Here is a 7,046-nt window from a genome sequence, read left to right on the forward strand (position 1 = left end):
TTCACTATAAAAAATACCCACTACCAATATAGTAAAAGTAGTGGGATTAATTTATGATCAAAAATTTTCTATTTTGTTGAGTAAACAATAAAAAACTTAATTTCGTTCCCAAGATTAGGTTTATTCAACAGTCGCCAAAACAGACTTAACCTCAACATCAGCAATTTTTGGACTGGCAAACCCAGCATAAATACCAGGCTTAGTTTCAGAAATCACAGTGTAAGATTGACGTACCTGGGCATTAATAGCCACAGTTGTAGCGTCATACATCTGCATCGCCACTTTAGGATAGAAACCAATACCGATAATTAAAACTAGAAAACAAGCTGCAATAAACACTTCACGGGGTCTAGCATCAGTGTAAAGTGATTGACCTGGTAATAAACAATCAGTACCAAAACAAGCAGTACCTTCATCTTCCAGGTTTTCCGAACCTCCATTATTGATATCACAAATCAATGCTGCATCCTTACCATAAAATACCTGACGCAGCATAGAAAGTAGATAAATAGGTGTGAGGATAACACCCACAGCGGCGAGGAAAACTGTCACTGTGCAGAAAGTGGAACTATAAACATCACTGGTTGTTACACCCACAAACACCGAGAGTTCACCAACAAAACCACTCATACCGGGTAAAGCCAGAGATGCCATTGCACCTATAGTAAACAACGCAAACACCACAGGCATCGCTTGTCCAATACCACCCATATCCTTCATCACCATTGTATGGGTGCGGTCGTATGTGACACCTGCCAGGAAGAATAACACGGAGGCGATTAAACCATGTGATATCATTTGCAACATAGCCCCATTCATCCCTAAATCGGTGAAGGAAGCTAAACCTAGCAGTACAAAACCCATGTGAGAGATAGAAGAAAAGGCTAAACGCCGTTTCATGTTAGTTTGGGCAAAGGAGTTTAACGCACCATAGATAATATTGACCACACCGAGAATAGCTAAAACTGGTGCAAAGTAAATATGGGCATCGGGTAAAAGCTGCATATTCAGGCGAATTAAACCATAACCGCCCATTTTTAGTAACACACCTGCCAAAATCATAGATACAGGGGAAGATGCTTCACCGTGGGCATCGGGCAACCAGGTATGTAAGGGGAAAATTGCCAACTTCACCCCAAAGGAAATAAACAAACCTGCATAAAGCAGTAATTGTAAACCGAGAGGATAATTTTTAGTAGCTAAGTCACTGATATCAAAACTCAGAGTACCGTCGCCTTGTAAACCCATTGCGAGGGCGGCTACTAAGATAAATATAGAAGCTGCTGCGGTATATAGTATAAATTTGGTTGCGGCGTAGCGTCGTTTTTGACCACCCCAAATGGAAACTAACAGATATACGGGGAGAAGTTCTACTTCCCACATAATGAAAAATAACATCAGGTCTTTGGCAACAAACACCCCTATTTGTGCCGAATATAGCACCAACATTAAAAAGTAAAATAGGCGTGGTCTGCGGTCAACTTGCCAAGCTGAAAATATAGAAAGGGTGGTGACGAAACCTGCTAAAAGTACCAAAGGCGCAGAAATACCATCCACTGCCACAGACCAGTTTAGTCCCAGGGTAGGCATCCAGGCATAATTTTCTATTAGTTGGAAACTCGCATCAGCAGGATTGTAATGTGTCCAGAAAGCATAGCACATTAACGCAAAGTCAGCGATACCCACACCCAAGGCATACCAACGGACAAGTTTACCGTCTTTATCAGGTAGTACAGGAATCAGAAAGGATGCAAGGAGAGGGAGGAAAATAATCGCGGTCAGCCAAGGAAATTGTTCCGCCATCATGTCAATAGAGAAAAATACTTATTTGTGTAATGATGACATTGTACTGGAATTTGTAACAATTTCTTTATCAATTTTTACCCTCTTTACATATAGAGAGAATAAATACCTAGAAAAATCCTATGGTTAGTATTGGTAAGGGTATATGTAGCTGATGTGATAAGATTTAGTTATGTTATGAGTGGCGATCGCACTATTAAATTAAATCTATTAAATTAAATCTATTAAATCCATGACAGAGATTCAATTAGTAACAGAAGGTCTTTATAATCAGGATCAGTATCTATGGTTAGAAAATACCATCCTCAAACTCAAGGCGCGAGATTTTCATGGGTTGGATGTGGAACATTTAATTGAGGAGATGGAAATCTTGGCGGGTAGGGATAGGGCTGAAGTTGAAAGCCGTTTAATTGTATTATGGACGCATTTATTAAAACGGATTTATGTTAATAGTGAATATGATAATCGTGGTTGGGAAGTGACGATTCGAGAACAACGTCGTCAGTTAAGAATACTTTTGAAACAATCTCCTAGTTTAAAACAATATTTTACAGAAGTATTGGATCAAGCTTGGGAAGATGCGTTAATGGAAGTTAGGGAAGATTATCCTCAAATTGAGTTTCCTGATTTGTGGCATTTTAGTCTTAATGTTGATGCACTTTTGAGTGAGAAACTTTGGGAATATTCTTAATTTTTTTTGTCAGAATCAGGATGTCCAGGATTAAAGGATTAACAGGATTGAGAATTTAAGCTACTGCAAATCCTGTATATTGTCTGACATTAGGTTCATGAAATCCTAAAACAATCTCTTCTTTAGGAATACCGGATTCAATCAGTTCACTAGCAACACCATATTCTGTATTATCACACTGAATCCAAACTTTATCGTTAATTATTTCAATATGAATTAAACAACTATGCAAATGCTGTTTTTCTGTCCAACCTTCAGAAATAATTAGATATTGATCTGTTTCTGAATCAAATGCTGCTCTGTTACGGATATTAGCGTTAGCATAGAAAATATTCAAATAGGATTTAAGGACATTGCGAATTACATTTCGATAAGTTCCTATTCTATCCATTGGGTGATTTTCTCCCCCCAGTATTCAGACTATAGCAAATCATTTTCCACATCTAATATCCTTTTTCCATGAATTACAGATGCAATAGTTATGGTATCATTCTCAATTCGATAAATAATTCGATAGTTGTAGGCAAACTTTTCTCTAATATTATCTTCTTTTAATTCTGGTACTATACGACCAGAAAAGGGAAAGTTATTCAAATTTCGAGTAACATCAAGAATTTTCTGAACAACTGCTGCTGCATAAGCAGATGAATCACGGGATATATAGTTAGCAATTGCTTCTACATCTTCTATTGCAGTGGAAGACCAAACTACTTGATAAGCCATTTATTTAACCGTTCTTCTACTGCTACTTGTGAAATAGTCCCCTCTTTATCAGCCACTTCTAAACCACGACGTACTTTTTCAATTACATATAAATGATATTGAATATCCTCAATTGTGCAATTGTCTGGAAGTTGCTGTAAAAGAGATTGTACTTGTTCTTTTGTGGTACTCATAGTTTCATTTTGAGTTAATTTGTTGATGGGCTGGGATTTACCCAGCCAGGTTTTTTAGAAGTTTTAGAAGTTACTAAAATTAGAAATCGCTTCCTGCATTTTATTCACAACTTCATCTACAGATATCGCTCCCAACTCCCCAGATGCACGGGTACGAATACTCAAAGAATTACTTTCTACTTCCTTCGCACCTACTACCGCCATTACTGGTATTTTATCTTTTTCCGCATTGCGAATCAATTTACCCAAGCGATCGCCACTTAAATCAACTTCGGCTCTAATTCCTAAAGCTACCATTTTCGCAGCAACTTCTTTAGTAAAATCAACTTGCAATTCACCTACAGGTAAAAGTCGAATCTGCACAGGTGCTAACCATAAAGGAAAATCACCCGCATATTCTTCAATTAAAATCCCTATCAACCGTTCCAAAGATCCAAAGGGTGCGCGGTGAATCATTACAGGACGTTTACGCGAACCATCTTCAGCAACGTATTCTAAATCAAAGCGTTCAGGTAAATTATAATCTACCTGCACCGTCCCTAATTGCCATTCTCTATCTAAGGCATCACTGAAGATAAAATCGAGTTTTGGACCATAGAAAGCCGCTTCCCCAATACCTTCAAAATAGTCCATTCCCAATTCTTGCACAGCACGACGAATCGCACCTTCCGCTTTATCCCAAACTTCATCCCCACCAATATATTTATCACTGGCTGGATCACGGAAACTCAATCTCGCTTTAAAATTCTTCAGTTGCAGACTTCTAAACACCGTCAAAATCAAATCTACAACATTCAAAAATTCCTCATCCAGTTGTTCAGGAGTAACAAATAAATGGGAATCATCCACAGTAAAACCACGTACCCGCGTTAAACCACCCAGTTCTCCCGATTGTTCATAGCGGTAAACTGTACCAAATTCCGCCAACCGCATCGGTAATTCCCGATAGGATCTTAATTCACTCTTGTATATTTGGATATGAAAGGGGCAGTTCATTGGCTTGAGGACAAAACCCTGTTCAATGGCTTTAGCTTCCTCATTTTCAGCCATCATCGGAAACATATCTTCCTTGTATTTTTGCCAGTGTCCCGATGTTTTAAATAAATCAACTCTGGCAATGTGAGGAGTAACAACAGGTAAATAACCCCGTTTTAACTGTTCTTTTTTCAGGAAGTCTTCTAAAATGCTTCTTAACAGCGTACCTTTAGGAGTCCAAAGGGGTAAACCAGGACCGACAGGATCGGCGAAAATAAACAAACCGAGTTCTTTACCCAGTTTACGATGGTCACGCCTTAACGCTTCTTCTTTGCGGCGTTTATATTCTGCTAGTTGTTCGGGAGTTTCCCAAGCAGTAGCGTAAATGCGTTGTAACTGGGCTTTAGTTTCATCTCCGCGCCAATAAGCACCGGCTACGCTTTCTAATTCTATCGCTTTGGGGTTAATGTCCTTGGTATTTTCGACGTGGGGACCCGCGCACAAATCCCACCATTGATCACCTAAATGATAAATGGTAATGGGTTCTTCTTTAATATCTGCGAGAATTTCTAATTTATACGGTTCTTGAATTGCTTCAATTCGTTTTTTTGCTTCTTCGCGGTTGACTTCTTCCCGAATAACTGGGAGTTTGCGGTTAATAATCTTCACCATCTCTTTTTGGATGGCTTTTAAATCCTTATCGCTAAAGGGTTCGGGGTTATCGAAGTCATAATAAAAACCGTTTTCAATCCACGGACCAATGGTAACTTGCGCCTTGGGAAACAGCTTTTGTACGGCCATGGCCATGACGTGAGAAGCAGTATGGCGAATTTTTTTTAATGTTTCTGATTCGCTGGTGCGGGGTAAATAGATTTTCTCTGCTGGTTTTTCTAGGTTTTGAGTTTCTTGAGTTGGCGACATCGGCTGTTGAACCATTGGCGATTACAAATAGAATTGTTGAAAATATATTCTTAAAATCATAGTCCACTTGCTGACGACGCAGTGGGCTTTATTCTCTGGACTCCCCTAATTTATCACCCCCACTGAGCTAGTTGGGAAAAGCATTTCCGATTAACCGCAGTTCTGTTAACAGTTGGGGAGCAATGCGATTTTGTGGGATGACCCCACCTCACAGGGGTAGGTTTTTAATATAATCTGTGAAGGCAAGACCAGGAAGACAAGGAAGGCTTGTCCTGAGCGTAGTCGAAGGGATGGACAAGGAAGATTTTATACGGACAATGGTTTTTTGACGGACTATTTTTGTGACTAAGAATACAGACACTGAAAATGAGCATTGCGTGTAACTAAAATTAGATTATATTGAAGACTCATTGCGGCGATCCAAATATCATTTTCAGGTAAGGGACGACCTTTTAAACGTAGCTGATTTTTTATTTCACCGTATATTCGAGATGTTTGTGTATTACATTCAAGCACAGTATTTTTAGCGATAAATTCTTAAATACGTTCTATATTCTCTTTTGAACGTCCCGATTTTCTAGCACCATAAAACAATTCCCCTACTGCAATACTGGGAATGAAAACTTCAGTTGCTTGTGAAAGGTTGTTTTTGACAGCTATTTCATCAGCAAAGAAAGCAATAATAATATTAGTATCGAGCAAGTATCTACCATTCATCAAAGTCAACCTTTTCGCAATCTTGGTTTATTGCTTCACTCATTAGCTGTAAATCTTCTTTGGGTATTGAACCTGCAAAATTTAGTAATTCTTTACCGGGAACACCTTTGATTTTTGAATTTGTCAAACTGCGGGCAAATTCCAGGACTTGATATTGCAAGTCTTGAGGCATTATTTTTAATTGTTCAACAATTTGATCAGTAATAGATACATTCATAATATTTTTTTCCTTGAATCTTGAAATATTGTTAGTCTGACTTTTGCAGTGTAACCCAGATCAACAAGCCAAACTTCTCCACGTCTAGGGGTAAGCTGTTGTGCATTTAATTTATATAAGTGGAACAGGCATCTTGCCTGTTAAACAAGAGTTCAAAATATTAGGATTATACAATTTAGCTGTGTAACAGCTTACTCATAATCTGTTTCTTGTTGATCTAATTCTAAAAAAAAGTTCTTCAGCATTCCACACTAAATCATTATCTGATAAAGGTGGAAAGTCTAAATTTGTAACCCGTTTCAAAATCTCCACAGCTATTTCTAATCTTTCGGATTCTGGTAAACTACCAAATGTGCTTAATAATTCTTTCACTAAAGTAGTCATGGATCTTTTCTTCATACACTTTTATAGCATAACATGATTATAATATTTTTGTGATACAATTGTGAATATATTTATTTAATGTTATTTAATGAATCACATCAAATGGCAGGGTAAGAGCATCTCAATCAGGCTTGACATAAGGGCTTATCGGAATCTAATGTAGAGTCAATGAAACAAGAACTGAGAACTTGAATCATGTAATCGTTATCCATAGCAGTGCGCTTCATTTTTTGTCGAAGACTACGTTTATAAGTTTGTTCACGATTAAGAGCATTGAGAGCAATGCGTCGTAAAAGAGCAAAATTTCGGGGGCTATTCCAAGAGCGAATACGACAAGAATCCTCAGCAAAAGTACAATCAAGAATCCAGTGAGCTTGGTTCTCAATTCCCCAATGTTTACGGATGGCTCGACCTAAAAGTTGAGCATCACTGGGTAAAGAAG

At 38.2% G+C, this 7,046-nt stretch carries 9 protein-coding genes and 1 pseudogene; 1 reads left to right on the plus strand and 9 read right to left on the minus strand.

The annotated features are described in order from the left end of the window. Nucleotides 1-120: 120 nt before the first annotated feature. The gene (locus FFR48_RS02360) at nucleotides 121-1,806 is read right to left on the minus strand and encodes an NAD(P)H-quinone oxidoreductase subunit 4 (RefSeq protein WP_137666241.1); all 1,686 of its coding nucleotides are present in this window, start codon (nucleotides 1,804-1,806) and stop codon (nucleotides 121-123) included. 229 nt (nucleotides 1,807-2,035) lie between these two features. On the opposite strand from FFR48_RS02360, the gene FFR48_RS02365 reads away from it, so the two are divergent. Next, nucleotides 2,036-2,494: a DUF29 domain-containing protein gene (locus FFR48_RS02365; RefSeq protein ID WP_137666242.1), complete on the plus strand. Its 459-nt coding sequence runs from the start codon at nucleotides 2,036-2,038 to the stop codon at nucleotides 2,492-2,494. 55 nt (nucleotides 2,495-2,549) lie between these two features. Here FFR48_RS02365 and FFR48_RS02370 read toward each other — a convergent pair whose 3' ends face one another. The 8 genes and pseudogenes from FFR48_RS02370 to FFR48_RS02405 form a co-directional block, all read right to left on the minus strand. Further along, entirely contained in the window at nucleotides 2,550-2,885 is a 336-nt protein-coding gene (locus FFR48_RS02370; RefSeq protein WP_137666243.1) for a XisI protein, read from the minus strand. Between the two features lie 29 nt (nucleotides 2,886-2,914). Further along, nucleotides 2,915-3,217: a type II toxin-antitoxin system RelE/ParE family toxin gene (locus FFR48_RS02375; protein ID WP_137666244.1), complete on the minus strand. Its 303-nt coding sequence runs from the start codon at nucleotides 3,215-3,217 to the stop codon at nucleotides 2,915-2,917. Beyond that, on the minus strand, nucleotides 3,202-3,390 hold the full coding sequence (locus tag FFR48_RS02380; RefSeq protein WP_096572187.1) for a hypothetical protein: 189 nt from the start codon (nucleotides 3,388-3,390) through the stop codon (nucleotides 3,202-3,204). Before FFR48_RS02380 ends, FFR48_RS02375 begins: the two co-directional genes overlap by 16 nt. A 63-nt stretch (nucleotides 3,391-3,453) precedes the next feature. Further along, the gene (gene thrS, locus FFR48_RS02385) at nucleotides 3,454-5,301 is read right to left on the minus strand and encodes a threonine--tRNA ligase (protein WP_228051585.1); all 1,848 of its coding nucleotides are present in this window, start codon (nucleotides 5,299-5,301) and stop codon (nucleotides 3,454-3,456) included. 330 nt (nucleotides 5,302-5,631) lie between these two features. Next, nucleotides 5,632-6,003: pseudogene (locus FFR48_RS30490) on the minus strand (type II toxin-antitoxin system VapC family toxin). After that, a complete protein-coding gene (locus tag FFR48_RS02395) occupies nucleotides 5,993-6,220 on the minus strand; it encodes a hypothetical protein (RefSeq protein ID WP_137666245.1) in 228 nt (75 codons plus the stop codon). Before FFR48_RS02395 ends, FFR48_RS30490 begins: the two are co-directional and overlap by 11 nt. A 195-nt stretch (nucleotides 6,221-6,415) precedes the next feature. Continuing rightward, on the minus strand, nucleotides 6,416-6,604 hold the full coding sequence (locus FFR48_RS02400) for a hypothetical protein (protein WP_236103975.1): 189 nt from the start codon (nucleotides 6,602-6,604) through the stop codon (nucleotides 6,416-6,418). Nucleotides 6,605-6,729: 125 nt separating this feature from the next. Further along, nucleotides 6,730-7,046, minus strand: a 317-nt coding sequence (locus tag FFR48_RS02405) for an ISAs1 family transposase (protein ID WP_137666246.1), incomplete at its 5' end; no start/stop codon positions are given.

Source organism: Sphaerospermopsis reniformis (genome assembly GCF_005402885.1).
Taxonomy (GTDB): Bacteria; Cyanobacteriota; Cyanobacteriia; order Cyanobacteriales; family Nostocaceae; genus Sphaerospermopsis; species Sphaerospermopsis kisseleviana.